The organism is Burkholderia sp. FW306-1C-G01B, assembly GCF_058781685.1.
The window spans coordinates 1-26,753 of the sequence record NZ_JBYSWZ010000026.1; the positions used below are offsets into that span (position 1 = coordinate 1).

Consider the following 26,753-nt stretch of genomic DNA (forward strand, 5'->3'; position numbering starts at 1 on the left):
GCGCCGCAGGCTGCGGCACAACCGGCACGGCGTGCCGCGCCGGCGTCGCATGCGGCCACGTCGGCGGCGGCGGGCGCAGCGGGCGCAAGCCAACCGAAGCGCGCGGCGGACCCCGATGCGCGTACGCAGAAGGAAGCACCCGCGTCCCGGGGCGCCGCTGCAGGCGGCTACGGGCCGCGTCTCGCGAAGTCGGCCGCCGCCCCGGCGGACAAGCCGGCCGCGAAGCCCGCGCTCGTGCGCCCCGCGCTGAACGGCGAGAAGCCGGCGCTGGCCGCGGCCGGCACGTCCGACGACGACTGGGAGACCTTCTAAGCCATGCCGAACGCGCGCGCGCCGTTTCGACCCGATGCACCGGATGCCTCGCCTCGCGCGGGCGAGCCGGGGCGCGACTTCGCGTTTACCGGCGCGGATTTCGCCCGCATCCGCGCGCTGATCCACCAACGCGCGGGGATCTCGCTGTCCGAGCACAAGCGCGACATGGCGTACAGCCGTCTCGCGCGGCGGCTGCGCGCGCGCGGCCTCGACACGTTCCGCGACTACCTCGACCTGCTCGAGCAGGAAGACGATCCGCTCGAGTGGGAAGCGTTCACCAACGCGCTGACGACCAACCTGACCGCGTTCTTCCGCGAGTCGCATCACTTCCCGATCCTGTCGGCGTTCGTGAAGGGGCGGCCGGCGCCCGTATCGGTATGGTGCTCGGCGGCGTCGACCGGCGAGGAGCCGTACTCGATCGCGATCACGCTGATCGAGGCGCTCGGCGAATCGGCGGCGCGCGGCGCGTCGATCCTCGCGACCGATCTCGACACGCAGGTGCTCGCGAAGGCGGAAGCCGGCATCTATACGTACGACCAGGTCAAGCACCTGGCGCCCGAGCGGCTGAAGCGCTTTTTCCTGAAGGGCACGGGCGCGCAGGCCGGCCGCGTGAAGGTGCGCCCCGAGCTGCGCGCGATGATCCGCTTCGAGCAGCTGAACCTGACCGATGCGGACTACGGGATCGCGAAGCCGTTCGACGCGATCTTCTGCCGCAACGTGATGATCTATTTCGACAAGCCGACGCAGGGGCAGGTGCTGTCGCGTTTCGAGCCGCTCGTGAAGCCGGGCGGGCTGCTGTTCGCCGGCCATTCGGAAAACTTCACGTACGTCACGCAGGCGTTCCGCCTGCGCGGGCAGACGGTGTACGAACTGACTCGCGACGCCGCGCAGGGTGCGCGGCCGCGTGGCGCGCAGGCGCCTGCGGCGGCCGCCATGCCGTCGCGCGTGCCCGCACGGGCCGCGGACGCCGCGCCCGCCTATGGAGATCGCGGATGAGCGCACTGCCGATCGCGACCAATCGCTATTTCGACAACCACTTCGGCCGTCCCGGCGTGAAGCTGTTGCCGAACGAGTTCTACACGACGTCCGAGGACATGGTGCTGATGACCGTGCTCGGCTCGTGCGTCGCCGCGTGCCTGCACGACCCGTACGCGGGCATCGGCGGGATGAACCACTTCATGCTGCCCGACGACGGCGCCGATCCGGGCGCGGCCGCGTCGGAATCGATGCGCTACGGCGCGTACGCGATGGAAGTGCTGATCAACGAGCTGATCAAGGCCGGCGGGCGCCGCGAGCGCATCGAGGCGAAGGTGTTCGGCGGCGCGGCCGTGCTGGCCGGGATGACGACCATCAACATCGGCGATCGCAACGCGGATTTCGTGCGCCGCTACCTCGCGCTCGAACGCATCCGCATCACGGCGGAAGACCTGCAGGGCGTGCACCCGCGCAAGGTCGCGTTCATGCCGCACACGGGGCGCGCGATGGTGAAGAAGCTGCGGCTGCAGGTGCCGGGCGTCACCGAGCGCGAAGCCGCGCTCGCGCGCGAGGCCGAGCGCGCCGCACGGTCGCGCGCGCACGTCGAGCTGTTCGCGGCGAAGCGGCCGGCCGCGCCGCAGCCGGCGCGCCCGCGCATCGAGCTGTTCGGCGCGCGCGGCGCGAGCCCGGGCGGCACCGGCAGCGCGGGCAGTGCCGCCGGCGTGCGGGCGGCGAACCCGTATGCCGGGAGCCCGGGCGCCGGAAGCGCGTACGCGGGGAACCTATCGAAAAAGCAGGAGGCATGACCGCAGTGCAGAAGATCAAAGTATTGTGCGTCGACGATTCGGCGCTGATCCGCAGCCTGATGACGGAGATCATCAACAGCCAGCCCGACATGACGGTGTGCGCGACCGCGCCCGATCCGCTCGTCGCGCGCGAGCTCATCAAGCAGCACAACCCCGACGTGCTCACGCTCGACGTCGAAATGCCGCGCATGGACGGGCTCGACTTCCTCGAGAAGCTGATGCGCCTGCGGCCGATGCCGGTCGTGATGGTGTCGTCGCTGACCGAGCGCGGCTCGGAGATCACGCTGCGCGCGCTCGAACTCGGCGCGGTGGATTTCGTCACGAAGCCGCGCGTCGGGATTCGCGACGGGATGCTCGACTACGCGGAAAAGCTCGCCGACAAGATCCGCGCGGCGTCGCGCGCACGCGTGCGCCAGGCGCCGCAGCCGCAGGCCGCCGCGCGCACGGCGGACAGCCAGCCGGCCGCGCCGATGATCAACAACCCGCTCGTCAGTACCGAGAAGCTGATCATCATTGGCGCGTCGACGGGCGGCACCGAGGCGATCCGCGAGGTGCTGACGCCGCTGCCGCCGGATGCGCCGGCCGTGCTGATCGCTCAGCACATGCCGCCCGGCTTCACGAAATCGTTCGCGCAGCGGCTGAACGGCCTGTGCCGGATCTCGGTGAAGGAAGCCGAGCACGGCGAGCGCGTGCTGCCGGGCCACGCGTACATCGCGCCGGGCCATGCGCACCTGCTGCTCGCGAGAAGCGGCGCGAACTACATCGCGCAACTGTCGGACGAGCCGCCGGTGAACCGTCACCGCCCGTCGGTCGACGTGCTGTTCCGCTCGGCGGCGACGCACGCGGGCAAGAACGCGATCGGCGTGATCCTCACCGGGATGGGCCGCGACGGCGCGGCCGGCCTGCTGGAAATGAAACGCGCGGGCGCTTACACGTTCGCGCAGGATGAAGCGAGTTGTATCGTGTTCGGGATGCCGCGCGAGGCGATCGCGCTCGGCGGTGCGGACGAGGTTGTGCCGCTCGCCGACATGAGCCGCCGCGTGATGGCGCGACTGGCAACGATGGGCGATCGCGTGCAGCGCGTGTGAATGGAATGTCACGGGGCGCGTGCCACGATACGCGTCCCGACGGAAACGAATCTGGAAAGGAACGACGATGGACAAGAGCATGAAAATCCTGGTGGTGGACGATTTCCCGACGATGCGCCGGATCGTCCGCAATCTGCTCAAGGAACTGGGCTACACGAACGTCGACGAAGCGGAGGACGGTGCGGCCGGTCTCGCGCGGCTGCGCGGCGGCGGCTTCGAATTCGTGATCTCGGACTGGAACATGCCGAACCTCGACGGCCTCGCGATGCTGAAGGAAATCCGCGCGGACGCGACGCTCACGCACCTGCCGGTGCTGATGGTCACGGCCGAGTCGAAGAAGGAGAACATCATCGCGGCCGCGCAGGCGGGCGCGAGCGGCTACGTCGTGAAACCGTTCACGGCCGCGACGCTCGACGAGAAGCTGAACAAGATCATCGACAAGATGGCGAAGACCGGGAGCTGACGTGAACGAGCCGATCCATGCGGCGCTCGCCGGCGCGGGGTTCAGCGCCGACAGCCACCCCGAAGGCGCCGATCTCGCGAGCGACCGGATCCTGGCGCGCATCGGCCAGGTCACGCGCGCGCTGCGCGATTCGATGCGCGAGCTCGGGCTCGACAAGCATGTCGAGCGCGCGGCGGAAGCCGTGCCCGATGCGCGCGACCGGCTGCGCTACGTCGCGACGATGACCGAGCAGGCCGCCGTGCGCGTGCTGAACGCGATCGAGATCGCGAAGCCCATGCAGGAGCGCATCCAGAACGAGGCCGAGGCGCTCGACACGCGCTGGGCGCAGTGGTATGCGGCGCCGATCGAGCACGCGGAAGTGCGCGAGCTGATGGACGACACGCGCACGTTCCTGCGCACGTTGCCCGAGTCGGCGTCGGCGACCAGCGCGCAGCTGCTCGAGATCATGCTCGCGCAGGATTTCCAGGATCTGACCGGGCAGGTGATCAAGAAGATCATGGACATGGTCTACCTGATCGAGCAGCAGCTCCTCACCGTGCTCGTCGAGAACATTGCACCCGAGCGGCGCGAGCAGTTCGCGGCCACCGCGGCCGCGCTGGCGGCCGAGCAGATGAGCTCGACCGGCAGCCCCGAGTCGCTGCTGAACGGCCCGCAGATCGCGCCGGAAGGCAAGTCCGACGTGGTCCAGGACCAGGGGCAGGTCGACGACCTGCTCGCGAGCCTGGGCTTCTGAGCTTGCTGCAGTGCATCGGCGCGCTCCGTTCCGCGGGGCCGCCCGATGCGCGTCACGCCGTTCCCGCCACGTTTTCCCACGCTCGCCGCGCACGCGCGCGCTGTTCGGGCTGCGTCGAATTGACACTTAGACACACTCAGCAGGCATACTACGCGTCAGCAGTAATGGAGCGTCATTCGTACGAATTCATATGTTGACCGGTGGCGCGGGCACGATGGCTGCGCCGCCGGCAACGAAGCCAGTCCCTTGGGGGGGAACGTGAAGCTGAAACGCTTGGGCTGGGCCGTCGCACACGCGACGGCTGCAATGGGTGTGCTGTGGACCGTCCACGCACACGCGGAACTGGGCGGCGCGCCGATGTCGCCGCCGGCGGACGATCGGGCTGCAACCGTGCGCGCGATGCAGCGCGCGATGCGTTCGGCCGACGGCGTGCAGACGAGCACGGCCGCCTATACCGTTCGCGAGATCACGCTCGGATCGGGCACCGTCATCCACGAATACACGTCGGCCGCCGGCAGCGTGTTCGGCCTCGCATGGCGCGGGCCGACGATGCCGGATCTCGCATCGCTGCTCGGCAGCTATTTCCCGCAGTACACCGCCGGCGTCCAGGCGGCGCATGCGGCGCGCGGCTGGCGTGCGCCCGTGTCCGTCTACACCAGCGGCCTCGTGATCCGGACGGGCGGCCACATGGGCGCGTTCTCGGGCCAGGCGTGGCTGCCGGCGGCGCTGCCTGCCGGCCTCGCCGGCAACGACATCCAGTGACAGCGGGAGAGCGATCTTGAGAATTCCTCGTACATTCAAGCGCTGGCTCGGCGTGCTGGGCCTCGCGGCCGCGACGGCCGTGCTCGTGACGGCATGCGGCGGCGGCGATGACGGCGGCAGCTCCGGCAACAACGGCGGCAGTAACGGCAACGGTTCGACCGTGTCGGACGGCAATACCGCGAACACGGCCGTCATCACCGTCGGCACCGGCGTTGCGAACGTGATCAACATCCCGACCGTCAACGTGAAGGTCTGCGCGCCGGGCACGTCGAACTGCCAGGTGGTCAGCAACGTGCTCGTCGATACCGCGTCCTATGGGCTGCGGCTCGTCGGCAGCGCGGTGTCGGGCGTGCTCGGCAACCTGCCGCAGGTGACGAGCGGCGGCGCGCCGGTCGCCGAGTGCGGCAAGTTCGTGTCGAGCTACACGTGGGGCTCGGTGCGCACGGTCGACCTGTCGATCGGTACCGAACAGGCGAACTCGCTGCCCGTGCAGATCATCGGCGACCTCGGCACGACGAGCGTGCCGAGCTCGTGCACGAACGGCGGCGCGTCGGCCAACTCGGCGAGCGCGCTCGGCGCGAACGGGATCCTCGGCATCGGGCCGGCGCCGGTCGACTGCGGTACGACCTGCGCGACGTCGACGTCGTCGAACAACAACTACTACGCGTGCCCGAACGGCAATGCGAGTTGCGCGGTCGCGCTCGTGCCGGTCGCGCAGCAGGTGGCCAACCCGGTTCATCATTTCGCGACCGACAACAACGGCGTGATCGTGCAGATGCCGAACATCTCGAGCAGCGGGCAGGCCAGCGCGAAGGGCCTGCTGATCTTCGGGATCGGCACGCAGGGCAACAACGGGCTCGGTGCGTCGACCGTCATGACGTCGACCACGACGGGCGACGTCAGCGCGTCGTTCCTCGGCAGCACGGTGACGGCTTTCTTCGATACCGGCTCGAACGCGTATTTCTTCAACGATTCGTCGCAGACGGTCTGTTCGAGGAACTCGCAGTTCTACTGCCCGTCCTCGACGACCACCTATACGGCGACGCTGACCGGCCAGAACAGCGCGAGCGGCACCGTGTCGATGCCCGTCGCGAACGCGGATACGCTGTTCTCGAACGCGTCGACGTTCGCGTTCAACGACATCGCGGGCCCGTTTGGTTCGCCCGGATGGCTCGACATCGGCATGCCGCACTTCTACGGCAAGACGATCTACTTCGGAATGGACAAGCGCTCGAGCGGCGGCGCGGCGCCTTTCGTCGCGTTCTGACGCGGCACGGCCGCAGGCAGCAAAGAGGGGGGGGCGAGCGATCGCCCCCCTTTTTTTTGTCGGGAGGCCGCGCGCGAACTACGGATCGGATCGCCGCCGTGCGCGCGCGCAGCGCCTACGATGTAAAACCGGCACCGGTGCCGGCACGACATCGAGGAGACAGCGCCATGAGCCCCCGCATACAACGCATCACGCCGTTCCTGTGGTTCGACCGCGACGCCGAGGCGGCCGCCGGTTTCTACGTGTCGGTGTTCGACAACGCGCGCATCGTGCACGTCGCGCGCTACGGCAAGGCCGGCGCGCATGCGTCCGGACAGGCGGAGGGCACGGTGATGACGGTTGCGTTCGAGCTCGACGGGCAGGCGTTCGTCGCGCTGAACGGTGGCCCCGTGTTCCAGATCACGCCGGCCGTGTCGTTCGTCGTCAACTGCCGCGACCAGGACGAGATCGACCGCTACTGGGCGCGCCTGTCCGAAGGCGGCGACGAGCGCGCGCAGCAGTGCGGCTGGCTGCGCGACCGCTTCGGCGTGTCGTGGCAGGTTGTGCCCGTGCAGATGTCCGAACTGATGACGGGCGATCCGGCGCGCGCCGAGCGCGTGATGGCGCAGGTGATGACGATGAAGAAGCTCGATCTCGGCGCGCTGCAGCGGGCAGCGGCCGGCTAGGGCCTGGACCGAAGGCCGGCCGGTGCTTACCGCCGTCGTATGGTCGGGAAAGCGGCGGCCGGGCCCATACGCGGTGCTTTCGATGCGCGCCGAGTCGGCCGGCGCGACGGCGCGCCCGCCGGCATCGACCGACACCGATTCGATCTCGACGACCGGCACGCACCAGGCCGCGCGAGTGCGTTCCGTGGGTTGGCCATGCGCGTCGAAACAGCGGAACGCGAAGCTCGCGGCGACATCCTGTGCGCGCCAGGTTTGCGTCGCCCCGTTCCACGCATATCGCACGACGATCGTGCCGGGATGCGGCGCGTCCGGCGCCTGCGCACCGGGCGGCAGGTCGGGCGTACCCGGCTTGCCCGCGCAGCCGGCGGCGAGCGCGCAGGCGAGCGACAGCAGCGGAGCGAGCGGATGACGGAATACGGTGCGATGCGAGCGGGATCGGGAATGGCGAAGGGTAGCGCGACTGGCGCGCTCGCGTCATGCCGGTTGGCCGGTAAATCGAATGCCGCACGACCGGATCGATTATCGATCGCGTCGGGATTCATTCGGTTGTAATCAAACGCCGGATTATCTGAAGGTGTGGTTTCTGTCAGATTTTCACGATTATTAAAATGACGCGGCATGCAAGCCGGCGGCGCCGCATTACGCTGTGACAGCCGTTCCGAGCCGGTGCGACGGGGTTTCGCTTGGCCGGTATGCGAAAAGAGATGGAGCCTGTCGAAATTCGAACATATAATTCCCGCGTTGTTTCCGGGGTCGCCAATATAAAACAGGAGGGTAATAAAATGAATTTTTCCGAGGCTGTTCGTTCCGTACTCAATCAATACGCGAAATTCGAAGGCCGTGCGCGTCGTGCCGAATACTGGTATTTCGCGCTGCTGAGCTGCATTCTTTCGGTCGCCGCCCAGGTGCTCGGCGCGATCGGCCGCGACGCGGGCCTGATCGCGCTGCTGCTGCTGGGCGCGATCTTCCTGATTTCGCTGGCGCTGATCATTCCGGGCATCGCGGTCAGCGTGCGCCGCCTGCACGATACGGGCCGCTCGGGCTGGTTCCTGCTGCTCGGGCTCATTCCGGTCGTTGGCCCCATCCTGCTGCTCGTGTGGATGTGCTCGCGCGGCACCGCAGGCCCGAACCGCTTCGGCTCGGATCCGATCCCGGCGGCCTGAGCGCCGCCTGCCCCGACGCGCGATGCCGTCGCGTCGGGGCCTGACTTCCTCGTTTTCTCCGCTTCACCGTTCCCCGCTTCACTCCGCCACCGTCCCGTCCGGGAACCTTGCCGGAAACCTCGCTCCACCGTTGCGCCGATCGCCGTGTTTTTCCGCCGCATCGCACCGCGTCGCGCGCCGCTCCGTCCCCCATCCAGCCTCGTTCGCACCGGCTCGCCCGATTCCCCGAAATACCCCCCTTTCCCGGCTTTGCTCGACCGATCGGCGTTTGACGCCTCCATGAATAATCGGTGTCACTGGAAAGCGGCATTCCGCCGTACCCGACTGGAGGCCCCGTGGCAGACGAGAGCGATCTCGACAAGACCGAAGCCGCCACTCCCAGACGCCGCGAGAAGGCGCGCGAGGAGGGGCAGGTCGCGCGTTCGCGCGAACTGGCTTCGTTCGCGCTGCTCGCGGCCGGGTTCTACGGCGCGTGGCTGCTCGCGGGCCCGTCGGGCGCGCATCTGCAGGCGATGCTGCGCGGCGCGTTCACGTTCGATCGTGCAACCGCGTTCGACACGAACCGGATGCTGTCGGCGGCCGGCAGCGCGAGCCTCGAAGGCTTCGCCGCGCTGCTGCCGATCCTCGCGCTCACCGGCCTCGCGGCGCTGCTCGCGCCGATGGCGCTCGGCGGCTGGCTGATCTCGCAGAAAACCTTCGAGCTGAAGTTCGACCGCCTGAACCCGATCTCGGGCCTCGGCCGGATCTTCTCGATCCAGGGGCCGATCCAGCTCGGGATGTCGCTCGCGAAGACGCTGGTCGTCGGCGGGATCGGCGGCATCGCGATCTGGCGCAGCAAGGACGAACTGCTCGGCCTCGCGACGCAGCCGCTCGGCGCGGCGCTGCCCGACGCGCTGCATCTCGTCGCCGTGTGCTGCGGCACGACGGTCGCCGGGATGCTGGTGGTCGCCGCGCTCGATGTGCCTTACCAAATCTGGCAGTACAACAAGAAGTTGCGCATGACGAAGGAAGAAGTGAAGCGCGAGCATCGCGAGAACGAAGGCGATCCGCACGTGAAGGGGCGGATCCGCCAGCAGCAGCGCGCGATCGCGCGCCGCCGGATGATGGCGGCCGTGCCGAAGGCCGACGTGGTCGTCACGAACCCGACGCACTTCGCTGTCGCGCTGCAATACACGGACGGCGAGATGCGCGCGCCGAAGGTCGTCGCGAAGGGCGTGAACCTCGTCGCCGCGCGCATCCGCGAACTCGCGGCCGAGCACAACGTGCCGCTGCTCGAGGCGCCGCCGCTCGCGCGTGCGCTGTATCACAACGTCGAAATCGAACGCGAGATTCCCGGCTCGCTGTACTCGGCCGTCGCCGAAGTGCTCGCGTGGGTCTACCAGCTCAAGCGCTTCCGTTCGGAAGGCGGCGCGTTCCCCGCGGTGCCGGTCGATCTCGACGTGCCGGCCGAACTCGACAAGGGCACGTCGGTGCCCGCCGACGATGAGCGCGAGGAAGCCGAGGACACGCTCGGCACGCAAGGCGCGCAAGGAGCCTCGTGATGATTAGCCCCCACGCTCACATTCGTTCGCTGCCCCCCAAGGGGGCGACTGCCTCCCTTGGGGCGGCCCGGCGGGAGGCAGCATGAGCACCCCGACCGGCCTGTTCGCGAAGCGCACGAACCCGTTCGCGGGCACCAACCTGCGCGCGCTCGCGGGCCCGATCCTCATCTGCATGATCCTGGGGATGATGATCCTGCCGCTGCCGCCGATGCTGCTGGATCTGCTGTTCACGTTCAACATCGCGCTGTCGGTGATGGTGCTGCTCGTCAGCATGTACACGATGAAGCCGCTCGACTTCGCGGCGTTCCCGAGCGTGCTGCTGTTCTCGACGCTGTTGCGCCTGTCGCTGAACGTCGCGTCGACGCGCGTCGTGCTGCTCGAGGGCCACACGGGCCCCGACGCGGCCGGGCAGGTGATCGAGGCGTTCGGCCACTTCCTCGTCGGCGGCAACTTCGCGGTCGGCATCGTCGTGTTCGTGATCCTGATGATCATCAACTTCATGGTGATCACGAAAGGCGCGGGGCGGATCGCCGAAGTGTCCGCGCGCTTCACGCTCGACGCGATGCCCGGCAAGCAGATGGCGATCGACGCCGACCTGAACGCCGGCCTCATTAACGAGGAACAGGCGCGCAAGCGCCGCCTGGCCGTGTCGCAGGAAGCCGAGTTCTACGGGTCGATGGACGGCGCGTCGAAGTTCGTGCGCGGCGACGCGATCGCGGGCCTGATCATCATGGCGATCAACGTGATCGGCGGGCTGATCGTCGGGATGGTCCAGCACGACATGAGCTTCGCGGCGGCCGGCACGAACTACACGCTGCTGACGATCGGTGACGGCCTCGTCGCGCAGATCCCGTCGCTCGTGATCTCGACCGCGGCCGGCGTGATCGTGTCGCGCGTCGCGACCGACGAGGACATCGGCACGCAGATCACCGGGCAACTGTTCACCAACCCGCGCGTGCTGACGATCACCGGCGTGATCATCGTGATCATGGGGCTGATCCCGGGGATGCCGCACTTCGCGTTCCTCGCGCTCGGCGGCGGCGCGATCTGGCTGGCCCGCACGCAGACGAAGCGCGCGGCGGCCCGCAAGGCGGCCGGCGACGTGACCGACATCGCGCCGCCCGCCGCGCTGCCGTCCGACAGCCACGAGGCGACCTGGGACGACGTGCAGCTGATCGACCCGCTCGGCCTCGAGGTCGGCTACCGGCTGATCCCGCTCGTCGACAAGAACAGCGACGGCGAGCTGCTCAAGCGCATCAAGAGCATCCGCAAGAAATTCGCGCAGGAAATCGGCTTCCTGCCGCCGGTGATCCATATCCGCGACAACCTCGAACTGCGGCCGAACGCATACCGGATCGCGCTGAAGGGCGTCGAGATCGGCGTCGGCGAAGTGTTCCCGGGCCAGTGGCTCGCGATCAACCCCGGCCAGGTGACGGCTGCGCTGCCGGGCGCCCTGACGCAGGATCCCGCGTTCGGGCTGCCGGCCGTGTGGATCGACGTCGCGCTGCGCGAACAGGCGCAGGTGTACGGCTACACGGTGGTCGACGCGAGCACGGTCGTCGCGACGCACCTGAACCATCTCGTCGTCCAGCACGCGGCGGAGCTGCTCGGCCGCCAGGAAGTGCAGGCGCTCGTCGAGCGCACCGGCAAGGACGCGCCGTCGCTCGTCGAGGACCTCGTGCCGAAGACGATCTCGCTGACGACGCTGCAGAAGGTGCTGCAGAACCTGCTCGAGGAAGGCGTGCCGATCCGCGACATGCGCACGATCCTCGAGGCCGTGTCCGAACATGCGGGCCGCGGCGACGCGTTCGAGATCACCGCCGCGGTGCGGCTCGCGCTCGGCCGCGCGATCACGCAGCAGTGGTATCCGGGCGCGGGCGAGATGCAGGTGATGGGCCTCGACTCGAATCTCGAGCGCGTGCTGTCGCAGGCGCTCGCCACCGGCGCGAATCCGGGCCTCGAACCCGGCCTCGCGCACAACCTTCTGACCGGCACGCAGCAAGCGATGCTGCGTCAACAGAATCTCGGGCTGCCGCCCGTGCTGCTGGTGCAGCACGCGCTGCGCGCGATGCTCGCGCGTTTCCTGCGCCGCAGCCTGCCGCAATTGAAAGTGCTGTCGTATGCCGAAGTGCCGGACACACGCACGATCAAAGTCGTTAACGTCATCGGGGGTTCCGCTTGAACATTCGCAAATTCACCGGCGCAACGAGCCGCGACGCGCTTCGTCTCGTGCGCGAGGCGCTCGGCGCCGACGCGGTCGTGCTGTCGAACCGCACGCTCGATGACGGCAGCGTCGAAATCGTTGCACTGGCCGATTCGGACCTGGCCGCGGTGACGCCGCCGGCCGCCGCACGGCCGCGGATCGCCGCGCCGCGCGTGCCGGAATCCGTGCCGGCCGCCGCGGTGCCGGGCATCGTGTCGCGCCCGGGCGCCGCGTTCGCGCGCCCGAGCGTCAATCCGTATGCGGCGGGCGATGGCGGGCTGCCGGACGTGTTTTCGTCGGTGTTCGGCGCAAGTGCCGAAGCGAACGAAACGGACGACGCGGACGAGACGGCGGCGCAACCTTCGACGCTCGACGCGGACGCAGCGGCTGCGGCTGCGCCGTCGACCGCCGCACCGGCCCCCGGATGGCCGGCCCCCGGTACGCCGGCCGCCGGATGGCCGGCCGCCGCTTCCGAACCCGCGCCGTGGCTCGTCGAGCACGCGAAGCGCCTGACGCAGCAGCGCGACGCGCTGATCGCGCGCACGCAGGCGACGCCCGCCGCGCCGCAAGCGAGCGCACTCGCGCCGCAGGGTGCCGCGAGCGCATCGTCGCCCGACTGGGCACGCGACATCGTGCGCGATGCCGAACGCCGGATGCCGGCTGCTGCCCCGCGCAAGCCCGACACGAACGCCGCGAACGCCGCGAAAGCGGCCGAGCGCACGCGCCTGTCCGCCGATACCGCCGCCGCGGTGGCCGATGCGGTGAAATCGCGCGTCGAACGAATCGTCAACGACACGGTGATGCACGAACTCGGCGAACTGCGCGGGATGATGGAAGAGCAGTTCGACAGCCTGATGTGGCACGACCGCCAGCGTCGCAGCGCCGTGCACGGCGCGCTGACGAAGCACCTGTTCGCGGCCGGCCTGTCCGCGCAGCTCGTGCGGATGCTCGTCGACAACCTGCCGTCCGGCGACGGCGCGCAGACCTTCGAGCAGGCCGTCGAATGGGCGCAGTCGGTGCTCGCGGCGAACCTGCCGGTGCTCGACAGCGAGGACGCGCTGATGGAGCGCGGCGGCGTGTTCGCGCTGATGGGGCCGACGGGCGTCGGCAAGACCACCACCACCGCGAAGCTGGCCGCGCGCTGCGTGATGCGCTTCGGCGCGAGCAAGGTCGCGCTGCTGACCACCGACAGCTACCGGATCGGCGGCCACGAGCAACTGCGCATCTTCGGCAAGATCCTCGGCGTGCCGGTGCACGCGGTGAAGGATGCGGGCGATCTCGCGCTCGCGCTGTCCGAACTGCGCAACAAGCACATCGTGCTGATCGACACGATCGGCATGAGCCAGCGCGACCGCGCGGTGTCCGACCAGATCGCGATGCTGCACGGCGCGAACGCACCGGTGCAGCGCCTGCTGCTGCTCAACGCGACGAGCCACGGCGACACGCTCAACGAAGTCGTGCAGGCGTACCGCAGCGCGGGCGAGCATCCGGACCTGGCCGGCTGCATCCTCACGAAGCTCGACGAGGCGACCCACCTCGGCGGCGTGCTCGACACGGTGATCCGCTACAAGCTGCCGGTCCATTACGTGTCGACCGGCCAGAAGGTGCCGGAGAACCTGTATGTCGCATCGACCAAGTTCCTGCTGAAGAGCGCGTTCTGTGTGCCGCGCGACGGCTCGCCCTTCGTGCCGCAAGACGAAGACATGCCGACGCTGCTCTCCGCACTGACCGCACGTTCCACCGCCGAGCTGCACGAGGTGCGATTTGGATAAACGAATCATCGACCAGGCCGAAGGGCTGCGGCGCTTGCTGGCCGGGCGCGCGTCGCGCATCGTCGCGGTGACGGGCGGGCCGGCGGGCGTCGGCTGCACGTCCACCATCGTGAACCTGGCGGCGGCGCTCGCGTCGCTCGGCAAGGATGTGCTCGTCGTCGACGAGCGCGCCGACGTGCATTCGGCCAGCGCGACGCTCGCGGGCGCGTGGCTGCGCGACGGCGAGCGCACGCGGGTGGCCGCCGGCTTCGGCCTGTGCGCGGCCGCGCGGCTCGCGCGCGCCGGCTACAGCGACACGCAACTGAGCGACTTCATCGACGGCCCGGCCGACATCGTCCTCGTCGACGCGCAGCTCGGCGCCGACGGCTCGTTCTCGGCGCTCGCACGCGAAGCGCACGACGTGCTGGTCGTCACGCGGGTCGCCGCGCAGGCGATCACCGAGGCGTACGCGTGCATGAAGCGGCTGCATTTCGCGCACGCGTTCGCGCAGTTCCGCGTGCTGACCAATCACGTCGGCAGCCATGCGGATGCGAAGACGGCCTTCGACAACCTCGCGGGCGTCGCAAGCCGCTACCTGACGGTGTCGATTGCCGACGCGGGCTGCGTGAGCGCCGATCCGCTCGTCGAACACGCGCGCGAGCTGACGCATGCGGTGGTCGACGCGTTCCCGTCGGCGGCGGCCGCGCGCGACTACCGGCAGATTGCCGCCGACCTGCTGTACTGGCCGATGCGCCCGCGTTCGGGTGCGGACCGCGCCGTCCACGCGGGCGGCAAGCCGTCGTATCAGGCGGGCGCGGCACACGCCGCGTGAGCGCTACCGGAAGGAGAGAGCCATGATGTACAACGCTCAAGGAAAGATGTCCCAGGCCGACGTGCTCGCGCAATATGCGCCGCTCGTGCGTCGCCTCGGGCTGCAGCTCGTCGCGAAGATGCCGGCGAGCGTCGACCTCGACGACCTGATCCAGGCCGGCATGATCGGCCTGATGGACGCGGCCGGCCGCTACAAGGAAGACCAGGGCGCGCAGTTCGAGACCTACGCGACGCAGCGCATCCGCGGCGCGATGCTCGACGAGCTGCGCAGCAACGACTGGCTGCCGCGCAGCCTGCGCAAGACGTCGCGCGAGGTCGAGCACGCGGTGCACCAGGTCGAGCAGCATCTCGGCCGCTCGGCGAGCGAGACCGAGATCGCGCAGCACCTGAACATGCCGCTCGACGAATACCAGGGGATGCTGCAGGACCTGCACGGCAGCCAGCTCATCTACTACGAGGATTTCGACCGCGCGGCCGACGACGAGCCGTTCCTCGACCGCTATCGCGTCGATCACGCCGATCCGCTGTCGTCGCTGCTCGACGAGCATTTGCGCGAGGCGCTCGTCGAGGCGATCGAGCGGCTGCCGGAACGCGAGAAGCTGCTGATGTCGCTGTACTACGAACGGGGTCTGAATCTGCGCGAGATCGGCGCGGTGCTCGAAGTGAGCGAATCGCGCGTGTGCCAGCTGCACAGCCAGGCCGTCGCGCGCCTGCGCGCGCGGCTGCGCGAACAGGCGTGGGTCGGCGCGGAGTCCTGACCCTTTCCAGACGGCAACGCGCGCCGACGCCGCGCGCTTGCGCATTTTGCGCGCCGATTTGCTACAATCCCTCCCGTTTTCCGAGGAGCGTTGCGACGGACCACTCTGCGTCCGCCAGGCTCGGAAGGCTTCACCAAGCAGCCGTGCGGCGCGCGTTTCGCGACCGTCGCGCCGGCTCCGCTTCCTGAACGGCGCTCACGTCACCAATCTAGAACTTTTTTAGAAAGGAGGGCGTGATGAACGCCATTATCGATTCGCAAGCTTCCAAGGATTACGTCGTCGCCGACATGGCGCTGGCCGGCTGGGGCCGCAAGGAACTGAACATCGCCGAGACCGAAATGCCGGGCCTCGTGCAGATCCGCGACGAATACAAGGCGCAGCAGCCGCTGAAGGGCGCGCGCATTGCCGGTTCGCTGCACATGACGATCCAGACGGGCGTGCTGATCGAGACGCTGAAGGCGCTCGGCGCGGACGTTCGCTGGGCCTCGTGCAACATCTTCTCGACGCAGGACCACGCAGCGGCCGCGATTGTCGAAGCCGGCACGCCGGTGTTCGCGTTCAAGGGCGAATCGCTCGACGAATACTGGGAGTTCTCGCACCGTATCTTCGAATGGCCGAACGGCGAATTCGCGAACATGATCCTGGACGACGGCGGCGACGCAACGCTGCTGCTGATCCTCGGCGCGAAGGCCGAGAAGGACCGTTCGGTGATCGCGAAGCCGACCAACGAGGAAGAAGTCGCGCTGTACAAGTCGATCGCGAAGCACCTCGACATCGACGCGACCTGGTACTCGAAGCGCCTCGCGCACATCAAGGGCGTGACCGAAGAAACCACGACCGGCGTGCACCGCCTGTACCAGATGGAAAAGGACGGCCGCCTGCCGTTCCCGGCGTTCAACGTGAACGATTCGGTCACGAAGTCGAAGTTCGACAACCTGTACGGCTGCCGTGAATCGCTCGTCGACGGCATCAAGCGCGCGACCGACGTGATGATCGCGGGCAAGGTCGCGGTCGTTGCCGGCTACGGCGACGTGGGCAAGGGCTGCGCGCAGTCGCTGCGCGGCCTCGGTGCGACCGTGTGGGTCACCGAAATCGATCCGATCTGCGCGCTGCAGGCGGCGATGGAAGGCTACCGCGTCGTGACGATGGAATACGCGGCCGACAAGGCCGACATCTTCGTGACGGCGACCGGCAACTACCACGTGATCAACCACGATCACATGAAGGCGATGCGCCACAACGCGATCGTCTGCAACATCGGCCACTTCGACTCGGAAATCGACGTCGCGTCGACCCGCCAGTACCAGTGGGAAAACATCAAGCCGCAGGTCGACCACATCATCTTCCCGGACGGCAAGCGCGTGATCCTGCTGGCGGAAGGCCGCCTCGTGAATCTCGGCTGCGCGACCGGCCACCCGTCGTTCGTGATGTCGAACTCGTTCGCGAACCAGACGCTCGCGCAGATCGAGCTGTTCGTGCGCGGCGGCGAGTACGAGAACAAGGTGTACGTGCTGCCGAAGCATCTCGATGAAAAGGTCGCGCGCCTGCACCTCGCGCGCATCGGCGCGAACCTGTCCGTGCTGTCGGACGAGCAGGCTTCGTACATCGGCGTGCAGAAGGACGGCCCGTTCAAGCCGAACCACTACCGCTACTGATGCGCCGCCGCCGCCGTGCCGTGCGCGCCCTGCTTCGGGGCACACGGTGCGGCGGCGGCACGGCGCCGGATCGCCGGCCTTCGCGTTGCGCCTTCGGGTGCGCGCGGCGGCCGGCGGCGGCCACTGATCGCACAGATCGACAACCGAACCGGAGCACTCCATGAGCGTCATCCTCACCTGGGTCATCAACGCGCTCGCGCTACTGATCATCACGTACCTCGTGCCGTCGATCCACATCAAGAGCTTCGGCACCGCGCTGATCGTCGCGGTCGTGCTCGGCCTGATCAACACGGTGATCCGCCCGGTGCTGATCCTGCTGACGCTGCCCGTCACGATCGTCACGCTCGGGGTGTTCATCCTCGTCGTGAACGCGCTGTGCTTCTGGTTCGCGTCGTCGCTGCTGAAGGGCTTCGAGGTGTCGGGATTCTGGTCCGCGTTCTTCGGTTCGATCCTGTACAGCATCGTGTCCTGGCTGCTGTCCGCGCTGATCTTCGGCCAGCGCGACATCGGCTGACTCCTTTCGAATCATGAAACCGATCGAACTCTCGTTTGAATTCTTCCCGCCGAAGACGGCGGACGGCGTCGAAAAGCTGCGCGCAACCCGTGCGCAGCTGCTGCCGCTGAAGCCGAAATTCGTCTCCGTGACGTTCGGCGCCGGCGGCTCGACGCAGCAGGGCACGCTCGATACCGTGCTCGACATGCAGAAGGACGGCCTCGAGGCCGCGCCGCACCTGTCGTGCATCGGCTCGTCGCGCGACAGCCTGCGCGCGATCCTCGACCAGTACCGCTCGCACGGCATCCGGCATATCGTCGCGCTGCGCGGCGACCTGCCGTCGGGGATGGGCGCGGTGGGCGAGCTGCGCTATGCGTCCGAGCTCGTCAGCTTCATCCGCGCCGAGCATGGCGACTGGTTCCACATCGAGGTCGCAGGCTACCCCGAGTACCACCCGCAATCGCGCTCGCCGAAGGCCGATCTCGAGAATTTCGCGCGCAAGGTGAAAGCCGGCGCGAATTCCGCGATCACGCAGTACTTCTTCAACGCCGACGCGTATTTCCGCTTCGTCGACGATGTACGCAAGCTGGGCGTGGACGTGCCGATCGTGCCGGGCATCATGCCGATCACGAACTTCTCGCAGCTGATGCGCTTCTCCGAGATGTGCGGCGCCGAAGTGCCGCGCTGGATCGCGCGCCGGCTCGAGAGCTTCGGCGACGATCGCGACGCGATCCGCGCGTTCGGCGCGGATGTCGTCACCGATCTGTGCCGCCGCCTGATTGACGCGGGCGTGCCGGGGCTGCATTTCTACACGCTGAACGCAGCGACCGCGACGCGGACGATCTGCGAACGGCTCGCCGTGTAAGCGCCGCCGCGCGTTTTGCATGCGCAAAAGCCCCGCCGGTCTTGCCGGCGGGGCTTTTTTTCGATGCTTGCGTCAGCGCTGTGCCTGCATCAGCGGCGGGCGGCGGTCGAACCACGGCCGTGCCTGTTCGAGCTGCCGCGCGAGCCTGAGCAGCAGCGCGTCGTCGGTGTGGCGCGCGGCGAACTGCACGCCGATCGGCAGCCCGCGCGCGTTCCAGTAGAGCGGCACCGACATCGCCGGCTGACCGGTCAGGTTGAACAGCTCGGTGCAGCCGGCCCACGCGAACGCCTTCTCCGACGACTTCGCGAGCATTTCCTTCAGCAGCGGCTTCACCGGCAGCGCGGCGAGCAGCTTCATCTGCGCCGATTCGAACGGCGTCGGCTGCAGTTCGCCGATCTTCACCGGCGGCCCCGCGAGCGATGCGCACAGGATCGCGTCGTAGCGCGACACGAGGCCGGCCACCTGCACGGTCAGCTGGCGCTGCCATTCGAGCACGTCCGGCAGGCGCGTGCGCGCGAGGCGCCGGCCGACCACGGCCATCGCCCACGTCGCCGCTTCGAATTCGCCGCGCCGCGGCGCGCGGCCGGTCAGCGCGCGCGCACCGAGCACCATCTCCTCGGCGATCGTCGCCCACAGCGTGAGAAAGGTTTCGGCCGCGCGCGCGTAGTCGACGTGCAGCGTCGCCGGCTCGACATGGTGGCCGAGCGATTCGAGCAGTGCGGCTGCGTCGTCGAGCGCCGCGCGCGTGTCGTCGGCGAGCGCCGGCGCGAGCATCGGATCGACGACGAGGCCGATCCGCAGCGGGCCGGGCGGCGTATCGAGTTCGCCGAGGAACGTGCCGGGCGCGCCGTGCGGCAGCGTCTGGCCGGTCGTCACGTCGAGCAGCAGCGCGCTGTCGCGCACGCTGCGCGAGACCGCATGCTGGACGACGAGCTCGCCGTTCGACGGCTGGTCGACGAGCATCGGGTTGCGGCTCGGCTTCAGGCCGAACAGCCCGCAGCACGATGCCGGAATGCGGATCGAGCCGCCGCCGTCGGACGCATGCGCGAGCGGCACGATGCCGGCCGCGACGGCCGCCGCCGCGCCGCCGCTCGAGCCGCCGGGCGTGTGGTCGAGATTCCACGGGTTGCGGCACGCGCCGAACAGTTCGGGTTCCGTGTACGGCATCTGGCCGATCTCCGACGTGTTGGTCTTGCCGAACACGTTGAGGCCCGCCGCGCGGCTGCGCGCGATCACCGGCGAATCGTCGCCGGGCACGAAGTACCGGTAGTGCCGGCTGCCCATCGACAGCGGCAGCCCGGCGACCGCCGCGCCGAGATCCTTGACGAGATACGGAACGCCCGCGAACGGTGCGTCGGCGCCGGGTTCGGGCGCGGAGGCCGCACGCTGGCGAGCGGCTTCGTAGTCCTGCAGCACGATCGCGTTGATCGCGCCATTGACCGCTTCGGCCTGGCCGATCGCGGCGTCGAGCAATTCGCGCGGGCTGGCCTTGCGGTCGCGCACGAGCGCGGCGAGGCCGATCGCGTCATGCGCGAGATAGTCCGAGTGCATCGCTGTCACCCCCGTTGTGACTCGTGGCGATGAAGGGAGAATAACGCGGGCCCGGCGCGATGGGCCCGCGGCGGGGCGTTTTTACAGGTGCTCGGCGAGGAACGTCAGCGTGCGGCCGTGCGCGAGCGCCGCCGCGCGCTGGTTGTACGACGCGCGATCGGTGCAATTGAAGCCGTGCTCGGCGCCCGGATACACGTGGAACGATGCGTGGCCGCGGCCGGCGAACGCGGCCTTGACTTGATCGACGGCCGCGAGCGGGATCCCGTGGTCGTTTTCCGCGTAGTGGAACAGGATCGGCTGCGTGACCTTGCCGGCCAGATCGAGCGCGTTCTGGATGCCGCCGCCGTAATAGGCGACCGCCGCGTCGAGCTTGCCGGCCGCGGCCGCACGGTACGCGAGCTGGCCGCCGAAGCAGTAGCCGATCGCGGCGAGCTTGCCGGCCACTTCGGGGCGCGCGCGCAACGCGTCGGCCGCCGCGCCGATGTCAGCGACCGCGAGGCCCACGTCGGTCTTTTTCAACAGCTCGATGCCCTTGTCGCGATCCGCGCCTTCGTAGGTCAGCTCGACACGCGGCTGCGTGCGCCAGAACACGTCCGGCGCGAGCGCGACGTAGCCGTCGGATGCGTACTGGTCGGCGACCGCGCGGATGTGCGAGTTCACGCCGAAGATCTCCTGGATGATGATGACGGCAGGGCCCTTGCCGCGCTTGGGCAGCGCGAGATAGCCGCCGAAGCTGTCGTTACCGGTCGGGATGTCGATCCATTGGGCAGTCACGTTTTGAACTCCTGGCGAACGGGGAGCGCCGCGCGCGCCCCGGGGTGGAAGAGGGCGGCCTAGTGTGCCACCAATCGTCTGGTGTTGCAGGGCACGCGCAACGCGTGCGCCCGCCGCGCACGCCCGCTTCTCGCGCAGCGATCGTTTCGATCTCGATTATTCATTTTTCGGCGACGAGCCGCTTCGATAGAGTCGATGTGCCGGCTTTTACAAAGCGCTTTCGCGCATCGTCATCGAAGGATTCGTCATGCCTGCCTGTCCGTATTCCACGCCCTTTTCCGAACGCTTCGGCCTGCGCCTGCCGCTCGTGCAGGCGCCGATGGTCGGTGCGACCACGGCCGCGATGGTCGTCGCCGCATCGAACGCCGGCGCGCTCGGCAGCCTCGGCGCCGGCGCGTTTGAGCCGGATCGTCTCGCGACCGAAGTCGCGGCGATCCGCGCGGCGACCGATCGCCCGTTCGCGGTCAACCTGTTCGTGCTGCCGGACGCCGCGCCCGACGCGGCGACCATCGCGCGCGCACTCGCGGCGATCGACCCGCTGAACGCGACGCTCGGGCTGCCGCCGGGCGCCGCGCCCGCGCGCTACGCGCCCGACTTCCGCGCACAGCTCGATGCGCTCGTGTCGCTGCGCGTGCCGGTCGCGAGCTTCACGTTCGGCGTGCTCGACGCGGCCGACGTCGCGCGGCTGAAGGCCGCCGGCACCTACGTGATCGGCACCGCGACGCACGTGGCCGAAGGGCTCGCGTGGCAGGCGGCCGGCGCCGACGCGCTGTCCGCGCAGGGCGCCGAGGCGGGCGGCCATCGCGGCACGTTCATCGGCGCCGCCGAAGACGCGCTGATCGGCACGTTCGCGCTCGTGCCGCAGCTCGTCGACGCGACGGGCCTGCCCGTACTCGCCGCGGGCGGCATCATGGACGGCCGCGGAATCGCGGCCGCGCTCGCGCTTGGCGCACAGGGCGCGCAGCTCGGGACCGCGTTCCTCACCTGCACGGAAAGCGCGATCGCGGCGGACTGGAAGGCACGCTTGCTGGCGAGCGCGGATACGTCGACGCAGGTCACGCGCGCGATCACCGGCCGCCATGCGCGCGGGTTGCGCAACGCGCTGATGGCGCGGCTCGGCGAACGCGTGGCCGACGCCGCGCCGTACCCGGTGCAGAACGCGCTGACGCAGCCGCTGCGCCAGGCCGCCGCGCGCGCGAACGACGGCGACTACCTGTCGCTGTGGGCCGGGCAGGGCGCGCCGCTCGCACGGCGGCGCGGCGCTGCGCCGACGACGTCGCAGCTCGTCGCTGCGCTCGACGCCGAATGGCGCGCGTCGGCGGCCTGAACGGGTCGTTTCATCGACCGCCTGAACCGTTCATATCGAACGACGAAACGCGCGTGTTGTCACGCGCGTTTCATTCAATGATCACGGGCACAAAATACCGAATCGAAATGCCTCGGGAATCCTTTGAAGCGACCTTTCGGCGAGCTGCCGAAAATTAGCGGAAACCCTTATCCGGCGGGGCTTGCGGCGGCTTTCGAGTCATCATTCCAAAGTGCGCATATCGGTAGTGTTACCACTACCCCAAAAAAGTCCCACAAATTAATTTGATCACCTACACTTGCGCGCAAGTACGGACGGGCGGTTGCTAAAAGCGGCTGTTTACACGTGCTTGAGGCCAAGTGCATAAACGATGCAACCGGCGAATCGTCCAGTGATTGCAAACACAGGGATGGCAGCGGGGCACCGGGCGATGGCGTTTATTGGGACCGAAACTGGAGACTTACATGAATATCAAAATGCAGAAGCTGTTGCCGATCACCGCAGCGGCGATGCTGTGCGTTGCAGCTGCAAGCAACGCTGCCGCCGATCAAGTCGTCAAGATCGGCCACGTCGCGCCCTTGACGGGCGGCATTGCACACCTGGGCAAGGACAACGAAAACGGTGCGCGTCTCGCAGTCGAGGAGATCAACGCGAAGGGTCTCACGGTCGGCGGCCAGAAAATCACGCTGCAACTCGACCCGCAGGATGACGCGGCCGACCCGCGGCAGGCCACGCAGGTTGCGCAGAAGCTCGTCGACGACAAGGTCGTCGCCGTCATCGGCCACCTGAATTCGGGCACGTCGATCCCGGCCTCGAAGATCTACAGCGATGCGGGCATCGTGCAGATCTCGCCGTCGGCGACCAACCCGGCCTACACGCAGCAAGGCTTCAAGACCACGTACCGCGTGGTGGCGACCGACGCGCAGCAGGGCCCCGCACTCGCGAACTACGCGCACTCGAAGGGCATCAAGAGCGTGGCGGTGGTCGACGATTCGACCGCATACGGCCAGGGTCTCGCGAACGAGTTCGAGAAGAAGGCGAAGGCGCTCGGCCTGAAGGTGATGTCGCACGACGCGACGAACGACAAGGCGGTCGACTTCCGTGCGATTCTGACCAAGATCAAGGGTGAGAATCCGGACGCGATCATGTACGGCGGCATGGACGCCACCGGCGGCCCGTTCGCGAAACAGGCGAAGCAGCTCGGCCTGCGCGCGAAGATTCTCGCGGGCGACGGCGTGTGCACGGAAAAGCTGGCCGACCTGGCCGGCGACGCGACCGACAACGTCGTGTGCTCGGAAGCCGGTGCTTCGCTCGAGAAGATGCCGGGCGGCGGCGCGTTCAAGGCGAAGTACGAGAAGCGCTTCGGCCAGCCGATCCAGATCTACGCACCGTTCACGTATGACGCCGTGTACATCGTCGCCGACGCGATGAAGCGCGCGAACTCGGCGGACCCGGCGAAGATTCTCGCGGCGATGCCGGCGACGAACTACACGGGCGTGATCGGCACGACGACCTTCGACTCGAAGGGCGACCTGCAGCACGGCGTGATCTCGCTGTACAACTACAAGGGCGGCAAGAAGTCGCTGCTCGACGAAGTGAAGATGTAACGCAACAGGCGGTCAACAGTAGGGGCGAAAGCGCGCATGCGGCAACGCATGCGCGCTTTCTTTTTGGCCGACGGGCGCGATGCCGTCAGATCTTCAGGTGCGCGAGCACCTTCGGTGCGACGGCCGCGACGAGCGCCGCGCACAGCGCGACGACCGACAGGCCGATCGTCAGGTTCGCGGCCTGGGCGACCGCGCCGATCACGACCGGACCGAACAGCAGTCCGAAATACGCAAGCCCGGCCACATGCGCGAGCCCTTCGGCCGCGTGGATGCCTTTCACGCGCGCGGCGGCCGCGAACAGCACGGGCATCATGTTCGCGAGGCCGAGGCCCATCAGCGTGAAGCCGGTCAGCACGGTGACCGGATAGGGCAGCAGCAGCGCGCCGATCATCCCCGCGCACGCGAGCGACGCGCTCGCGAACACGAGTTGCGGCGCGCCGAAGCGGGCACGCACGGCGTCGCCCGCGAAGCGCGCGATGGCCATCCCGCCCGAGAACGCCGCGTACGCGGCGCTTGCGAGCGCGGGGCTCGCCGCGACGACGTCGCGCATGTAGACCGTCGCCCAGTCGTACATCGCGCCTTCGGCGATCAGCGCGACGAGCGCGATGCCGCCGAGCATCCACAGCGCGGGCGAGCGCCAGCGGTTGCCGCCGCCGTGCGCGTGTTCGTGGTGCGGCACATGCGGCAGCACGGCCGGGCTCGCGGCCACGAGCACCGCGGCGCTCGCCGCCGCCGCGAGCGCGAGATGCACGGCCGGCGCCATGCCGGCCGACAGCAGCGCGCCGCCGGCCGCCGCGCCCGACATCCCGCCGATGCTGAACATGCCGTGCAGCGACGACATGATCGGCTTGCCGAGCGCGATCTCGACCGCGCTGGCCTCGGCGTTCATCGCGACGTCGAGCGTCGCCATCGAGAAGCCGAACAGCGCGAGCACGCCGAGCAGCATCCAGTAGTCGGGCACGACGAGGATCAGCGCCGCGCACGCGGACATCACGAGCCCGCCGGCGAGGCACGCGGTGCGCGAGCCGACGCGCGCGATCCAGCGCGCGATGGTCAGCATCGCGGCGATCGAGCCGCCGGCGACCGCGAACAGCGCGATCGACAGCAGCCCGGGGCTCAGCGCGAACTTGTCGCGCACGGTCGGCACGTGCACGCCCCACGACGCGTACATCATGCCGGCGACGAAGAACAGCGCCATCGACGCCGTGCGCGCACGCTGGCGGGCCGGGAGCGGCAGCACGCGATGCGCGTCGGGCGGCGCGGCGAACGGGGACGACGATTCGGGGGAGGCGGATTCGGACACGGAAGGCTCGTCAAAGGATGCATGGACGCACGCGGCGTCCGTCGGATTCGTCCGATTCTATCGAACCGCTTACGATCCTGCCGGGCGCTGCCCGTTCGGTGGATGAACCGGCGATCCGGCGAACCGGCGATCCGGCGATCCGGCGAACCGGCGATCCGGCGAACCGGCGAACCGGCGAACCGGCGAACCGGCGAACCGGCAACCGGCAACCGGCAACCGGCAACCGGCAACCGGCAACCGGCAACCGGCAACCGGCAACCGGCAACCGGCGAACCGGTCACGTCGCGGAAGCGCGCCGTCCGTCCGGTGCCTGGCGCCGTATAGGCCGTTCGGCCGATACGCGGCGCGCGGCGCCCGCGGGTAACATCGAAGGGCACGCGGCGTGCCCGAAGCGCCGCCCTTCGACCGCAGGAGTCCTCTTGAACATCGATCCCGCCTTCGCCCTGCATCTGCTGCACCGCTGCGCGCTCGGCACGCTTGCCACCCATGCGCGCGATCCGCAGGGCTTCCCGTATCCGACGGTCGTCCCGTTTGCGCCCGATGCAAGCCATCGGCCCGTGATTCTCGTGAGCGGCCTCGCCGAACACACGCGCAATCTCGCCGCCGATCCGCGCGCGGGCTTCCTCGTCGTCGATGCGCCCGACGGCGACGTGCTGAACGCCGAACGCGCGACGCTGCTCGGCCGCTTCGTGCCGCTCGGCGACGATCCGCACGTCACCGCGCGATACCTGCGCTACGAGCCGGACGCCGCGCGTTATCTCGCGCTCGGCGATTTCACGTTCCGGGCGCTCGATATCGAGCGGCTGCGCTATATCGGCGGCTTTGGGCGCATGGGCTGGGTCGACGGTACGCATCTCGATGCGCTGCCGCCGCTCGGGTTCGACGAGGAACAGGCACTGTGGGACGCGTACGATGCCGGCGACGCGCGCCGCGACGGGCTCGACCTGCTCGGCGTCGATCGCCATGGCGCCGACTGGCGGTGCGACGGCCGCCGCGTACGCACGCCGTTCGACGCGCCGCTGGCCGATGCCGGCGCGCTGCGCGACCGGCTGATTGAATGCGCGCTGGATGTGGCGTGACGTCGCGGGTTGCCGGTTTGTCCGTTCAGCAAGTCGAGCCATCCGATTTTCACAAACCTGTCGTCCTATGAAAGCTTTGATTTTTCTTATGCAGGGTAATTGCGTATATTGATAGATCTAATCGGCAATCGCTAATGTCCTAATCTCTGTGTAGGAACGTAAAAATTTGAGAAAAGGCCGCGGCCGGTCAAAATGACATGTGCGAATTACAATTGATCTCGGGATTTTCATGAATCTCGCTTCTATCAAATCTTTTTTGTGCTAATCTCTGCCTTCGAAAATCCGAGGCACATATATTTCATGAATGGTGAGCTGGCTGCAGACCGGCGCCATTAGTCAGATAGAAAGGGAAACTATGTCTTCTTACAAGGACCTGCTGGCCCAGCGGGAGAAGCTGGAGAAGCAAATCGAAGAAGCGAAGTCGCGTGAATACGCTGAAGTGCTGAATGACGTGAAGCAGAAAATTGCCGACTACGGCTTTTCGCTCGCCGAACTCGGCCTCAACCGCGCGAAGGCAGGTAAGGTCGGCCGTCCGCGCGCAGGCGTGGCCGCGAAATACCGCGATCCGGAAACGGGCGCGACGTGGTCGGGCCGCGGCAAGCCGCCGCGCTGGATCGCCGGCAAGAACCGCGAACAGTTTTCGATTTAAGCGCCTGTTTAAGTCGTCTGCCTCAAAAGAGCCGCGTGTCCGTTCGGGAGCGCGGCTTTTTTGTTTCCCGACACTCGTCGGTGCGCGGGGATTTGTCATGAAAATGTAACAATCCAGCGTGAATGAAAATGCGACACGTTCGTATAAGCGATT

General features: G+C 68.2%; 24 protein-coding genes, 1 pseudogene and 1 riboswitch. Of the genes and pseudogenes, 22 read left to right on the plus strand and 3 right to left on the minus strand.

Annotation, left to right across the window (positions count from 1 at the left end):
- The 18 genes and pseudogenes from AC3WLY_RS34185 to metF form a co-directional block, all read left to right on the plus strand.
- Positions 1-312 (plus strand): annotated as a pseudogene (locus AC3WLY_RS34185) (methyl-accepting chemotaxis protein); the annotation flags it as partial.
- Positions 313-315: 3 nt separating this feature from the next.
- Positions 316-1,308 (plus strand): CheR family methyltransferase, encoded by a 993-nt coding sequence (locus AC3WLY_RS34190; RefSeq protein ID WP_425133552.1) that lies wholly within the window; start codon positions 316-318, stop codon positions 1,306-1,308.
- On the plus strand, positions 1,305-2,093 hold the full coding sequence (gene cheD, locus AC3WLY_RS34195) for a chemoreceptor glutamine deamidase CheD (protein WP_492310484.1): 789 nt from the start codon (positions 1,305-1,307) through the stop codon (positions 2,091-2,093). Before AC3WLY_RS34190 ends, cheD begins: the two co-directional genes overlap by 4 nt.
- Positions 2,090-3,181, plus strand: a complete 1,092-nt coding sequence (locus tag AC3WLY_RS34200; RefSeq protein ID WP_175962770.1) for a protein-glutamate methylesterase/protein-glutamine glutaminase — start codon at positions 2,090-2,092, stop codon at positions 3,179-3,181. The genes cheD and AC3WLY_RS34200 overlap by 4 nt, the downstream gene beginning before the upstream one ends.
- A 67-nt stretch (positions 3,182-3,248) precedes the next feature.
- A complete protein-coding gene (gene cheY / locus AC3WLY_RS34205; protein ID WP_034183905.1) occupies positions 3,249-3,644 on the plus strand; it encodes a chemotaxis response regulator CheY in 396 nt (131 codons plus the stop codon).
- Between the two features lies 1 nt (position 3,645).
- Positions 3,646-4,377 carry a protein phosphatase CheZ gene (cheZ, locus tag AC3WLY_RS34210; RefSeq protein WP_175962771.1) on the plus strand — a complete coding sequence of 244 codons (732 nt, stop codon included), beginning with the start codon at positions 3,646-3,648 and terminating at the stop codon, positions 4,375-4,377.
- A gap of 258 nt (positions 4,378-4,635) precedes the next feature.
- The gene (locus tag AC3WLY_RS34215; protein ID WP_492310483.1) at positions 4,636-5,139 is read left to right on the plus strand and encodes a DUF2844 domain-containing protein; all 504 of its coding nucleotides are present in this window, start codon (positions 4,636-4,638) and stop codon (positions 5,137-5,139) included.
- A 16-nt stretch (positions 5,140-5,155) separates the two neighbouring features.
- On the plus strand, positions 5,156-6,406 hold the full coding sequence (locus tag AC3WLY_RS34220; RefSeq protein WP_175962772.1) for a DUF3443 domain-containing protein: 1,251 nt from the start codon (positions 5,156-5,158) through the stop codon (positions 6,404-6,406).
- A gap of 167 nt (positions 6,407-6,573) precedes the next feature.
- Positions 6,574-7,071, plus strand: a complete 498-nt coding sequence (locus AC3WLY_RS34225; protein ID WP_034183909.1) for a VOC family protein — start codon at positions 6,574-6,576, stop codon at positions 7,069-7,071.
- A 782-nt stretch (positions 7,072-7,853) separates the two neighbouring features.
- Complete coding sequence (locus tag AC3WLY_RS34230; RefSeq protein WP_175962788.1) at positions 7,854-8,234, plus strand: DUF805 domain-containing protein; 381 nt, start codon at positions 7,854-7,856, stop codon at positions 8,232-8,234.
- Between the two features lie 335 nt (positions 8,235-8,569).
- Complete coding sequence (gene flhB, locus AC3WLY_RS34235) at positions 8,570-9,775, plus strand: flagellar biosynthesis protein FlhB (RefSeq protein ID WP_310139432.1); 1,206 nt, start codon at positions 8,570-8,572, stop codon at positions 9,773-9,775.
- A gap of 82 nt (positions 9,776-9,857) precedes the next feature.
- Positions 9,858-11,957 carry a flagellar biosynthesis protein FlhA gene (flhA, locus tag AC3WLY_RS34240; protein WP_175962775.1) on the plus strand — a complete coding sequence of 700 codons (2,100 nt, stop codon included), beginning with the start codon at positions 9,858-9,860 and terminating at the stop codon, positions 11,955-11,957.
- On the plus strand, positions 11,954-13,750 hold the full coding sequence (flhF, locus tag AC3WLY_RS34245; RefSeq protein WP_492310482.1) for a flagellar biosynthesis GTPase FlhF: 1,797 nt from the start codon (positions 11,954-11,956) through the stop codon (positions 13,748-13,750). Before flhA ends, flhF begins: the two co-directional genes overlap by 4 nt.
- Entirely contained in the window at positions 13,743-14,561 is an 819-nt protein-coding gene (locus AC3WLY_RS34250) for a MinD/ParA family ATP-binding protein (protein WP_492310481.1), read from the plus strand. The genes flhF and AC3WLY_RS34250 overlap by 8 nt, the downstream gene beginning before the upstream one ends.
- A 22-nt stretch (positions 14,562-14,583) precedes the next feature.
- Positions 14,584-15,318, plus strand: coding sequence for an RNA polymerase sigma factor FliA (locus AC3WLY_RS34255; RefSeq protein WP_085041358.1), 735 nt, complete (start codon positions 14,584-14,586; stop codon positions 15,316-15,318).
- Between the two features lie 76 nt (positions 15,319-15,394).
- Positions 15,395-15,522, plus strand: a riboswitch (S-adenosyl-L-homocysteine riboswitch).
- 32 nt (positions 15,523-15,554) lie between these two features.
- A complete protein-coding gene (gene ahcY / locus AC3WLY_RS34260; protein WP_310139441.1) occupies positions 15,555-16,973 on the plus strand; it encodes an adenosylhomocysteinase in 1,419 nt (472 codons plus the stop codon).
- A 160-nt stretch (positions 16,974-17,133) separates the two neighbouring features.
- Complete coding sequence (locus AC3WLY_RS34265) at positions 17,134-17,487, plus strand: phage holin family protein (RefSeq protein WP_011882923.1); 354 nt, start codon at positions 17,134-17,136, stop codon at positions 17,485-17,487.
- A gap of 13 nt (positions 17,488-17,500) precedes the next feature.
- The gene (metF, locus tag AC3WLY_RS34270; protein WP_072443130.1) at positions 17,501-18,331 is read left to right on the plus strand and encodes a methylenetetrahydrofolate reductase [NAD(P)H]; all 831 of its coding nucleotides are present in this window, start codon (positions 17,501-17,503) and stop codon (positions 18,329-18,331) included.
- Between the two features lie 72 nt (positions 18,332-18,403).
- Here metF and AC3WLY_RS34275 read toward each other — a convergent pair whose 3' ends face one another.
- Together AC3WLY_RS34275 and AC3WLY_RS34280 are read right to left on the minus strand one after the other, a co-directional pair.
- Complete coding sequence (locus AC3WLY_RS34275) at positions 18,404-19,882, minus strand: amidase (protein WP_111017775.1); 1,479 nt, start codon at positions 19,880-19,882, stop codon at positions 18,404-18,406.
- Positions 19,883-19,963: 81 nt separating this feature from the next.
- Positions 19,964-20,656: a dienelactone hydrolase family protein gene (locus AC3WLY_RS34280; protein WP_175964141.1), complete on the minus strand. Its 693-nt coding sequence runs from the start codon at positions 20,654-20,656 to the stop codon at positions 19,964-19,966.
- Between the two features lie 247 nt (positions 20,657-20,903).
- Here AC3WLY_RS34280 and AC3WLY_RS34285 point away from each other — a divergent pair, with 247 nt between their 5' ends.
- Both AC3WLY_RS34285 and AC3WLY_RS34290 read left to right on the plus strand, forming a co-directional pair.
- Positions 20,904-21,983: an NAD(P)H-dependent flavin oxidoreductase gene (locus tag AC3WLY_RS34285; protein WP_175964140.1), complete on the plus strand. Its 1,080-nt coding sequence runs from the start codon at positions 20,904-20,906 to the stop codon at positions 21,981-21,983.
- 443 nt (positions 21,984-22,426) lie between these two features.
- Complete coding sequence (locus AC3WLY_RS34290; protein ID WP_034183922.1) at positions 22,427-23,569, plus strand: branched-chain amino acid ABC transporter substrate-binding protein; 1,143 nt, start codon at positions 22,427-22,429, stop codon at positions 23,567-23,569.
- An 85-nt stretch (positions 23,570-23,654) separates the two neighbouring features.
- Here the strand turns inward: AC3WLY_RS34290 and AC3WLY_RS34295 are convergent, their stop codons facing one another.
- Positions 23,655-24,872: an MFS transporter gene (locus AC3WLY_RS34295; RefSeq protein ID WP_492310480.1), complete on the minus strand. Its 1,218-nt coding sequence runs from the start codon at positions 24,870-24,872 to the stop codon at positions 23,655-23,657.
- 419 nt (positions 24,873-25,291) lie between these two features.
- Here AC3WLY_RS34295 and AC3WLY_RS34300 point away from each other — a divergent pair, with 419 nt between their 5' ends.
- Together AC3WLY_RS34300 and AC3WLY_RS34305 are read left to right on the plus strand one after the other, a co-directional pair.
- Positions 25,292-25,951 carry a HugZ family pyridoxamine 5'-phosphate oxidase gene (locus AC3WLY_RS34300; RefSeq protein WP_492310877.1) on the plus strand — a complete coding sequence of 220 codons (660 nt, stop codon included), beginning with the start codon at positions 25,292-25,294 and terminating at the stop codon, positions 25,949-25,951.
- Positions 25,952-26,306: 355 nt separating this feature from the next.
- Positions 26,307-26,600, plus strand: coding sequence for an H-NS histone family protein (locus AC3WLY_RS34305; RefSeq protein WP_175964145.1), 294 nt, complete (start codon positions 26,307-26,309; stop codon positions 26,598-26,600).
- Positions 26,601-26,753 lie beyond the last annotated feature (153 nt).

What these genes read in the sequence shown, in the direction of transcription:
- AC3WLY_RS34190 (WP_425133552.1), top strand. Translation starts at nt 316, where the DNA reads ATGCCGAACGCGCGCGCGCCGTTTCGACCCGATGCACCGGATGCCTCG.
- cheD (WP_492310484.1), top strand. Translation starts at nt 1,305, where the DNA reads ATGAGCGCACTGCCGATCGCGACCAATCGCTATTTCGACAACCACTTC.
- AC3WLY_RS34200 (WP_175962770.1), top strand. Translation starts at nt 2,090, where the DNA reads ATGACCGCAGTGCAGAAGATCAAAGTATTGTGCGTCGACGATTCGGCG.
- cheY (WP_034183905.1), top strand. Translation starts at nt 3,249, where the DNA reads ATGGACAAGAGCATGAAAATCCTGGTGGTGGACGATTTCCCGACGATG.
- AC3WLY_RS34225 (WP_034183909.1), top strand. Translation starts at nt 6,574, where the DNA reads ATGAGCCCCCGCATACAACGCATCACGCCGTTCCTGTGGTTCGACCGC.
- AC3WLY_RS34230 (WP_175962788.1), top strand. Translation starts at nt 7,854, where the DNA reads ATGAATTTTTCCGAGGCTGTTCGTTCCGTACTCAATCAATACGCGAAA.
- flhA (WP_175962775.1), top strand. Translation starts at nt 9,858, where the DNA reads ATGAGCACCCCGACCGGCCTGTTCGCGAAGCGCACGAACCCGTTCGCG.
- AC3WLY_RS34255 (WP_085041358.1), top strand. Translation starts at nt 14,584, where the DNA reads ATGATGTACAACGCTCAAGGAAAGATGTCCCAGGCCGACGTGCTCGCG.
- ahcY (WP_310139441.1), top strand. Translation starts at nt 15,555, where the DNA reads ATGAACGCCATTATCGATTCGCAAGCTTCCAAGGATTACGTCGTCGCC.
- AC3WLY_RS34265 (WP_011882923.1), top strand. Translation starts at nt 17,134, where the DNA reads ATGAGCGTCATCCTCACCTGGGTCATCAACGCGCTCGCGCTACTGATC.
- metF (WP_072443130.1), top strand. Translation starts at nt 17,501, where the DNA reads ATGAAACCGATCGAACTCTCGTTTGAATTCTTCCCGCCGAAGACGGCG.
- AC3WLY_RS34275 (WP_111017775.1), bottom strand. Translation starts at nt 19,882, where the DNA reads ATGCACTCGGACTATCTCGCGCATGACGCGATCGGCCTCGCCGCGCTC.
- AC3WLY_RS34285 (WP_175964140.1), top strand. Translation starts at nt 20,904, where the DNA reads ATGCCTGCCTGTCCGTATTCCACGCCCTTTTCCGAACGCTTCGGCCTG.
- AC3WLY_RS34290 (WP_034183922.1), top strand. Translation starts at nt 22,427, where the DNA reads ATGAATATCAAAATGCAGAAGCTGTTGCCGATCACCGCAGCGGCGATG.
- AC3WLY_RS34305 (WP_175964145.1), top strand. Translation starts at nt 26,307, where the DNA reads ATGTCTTCTTACAAGGACCTGCTGGCCCAGCGGGAGAAGCTGGAGAAG.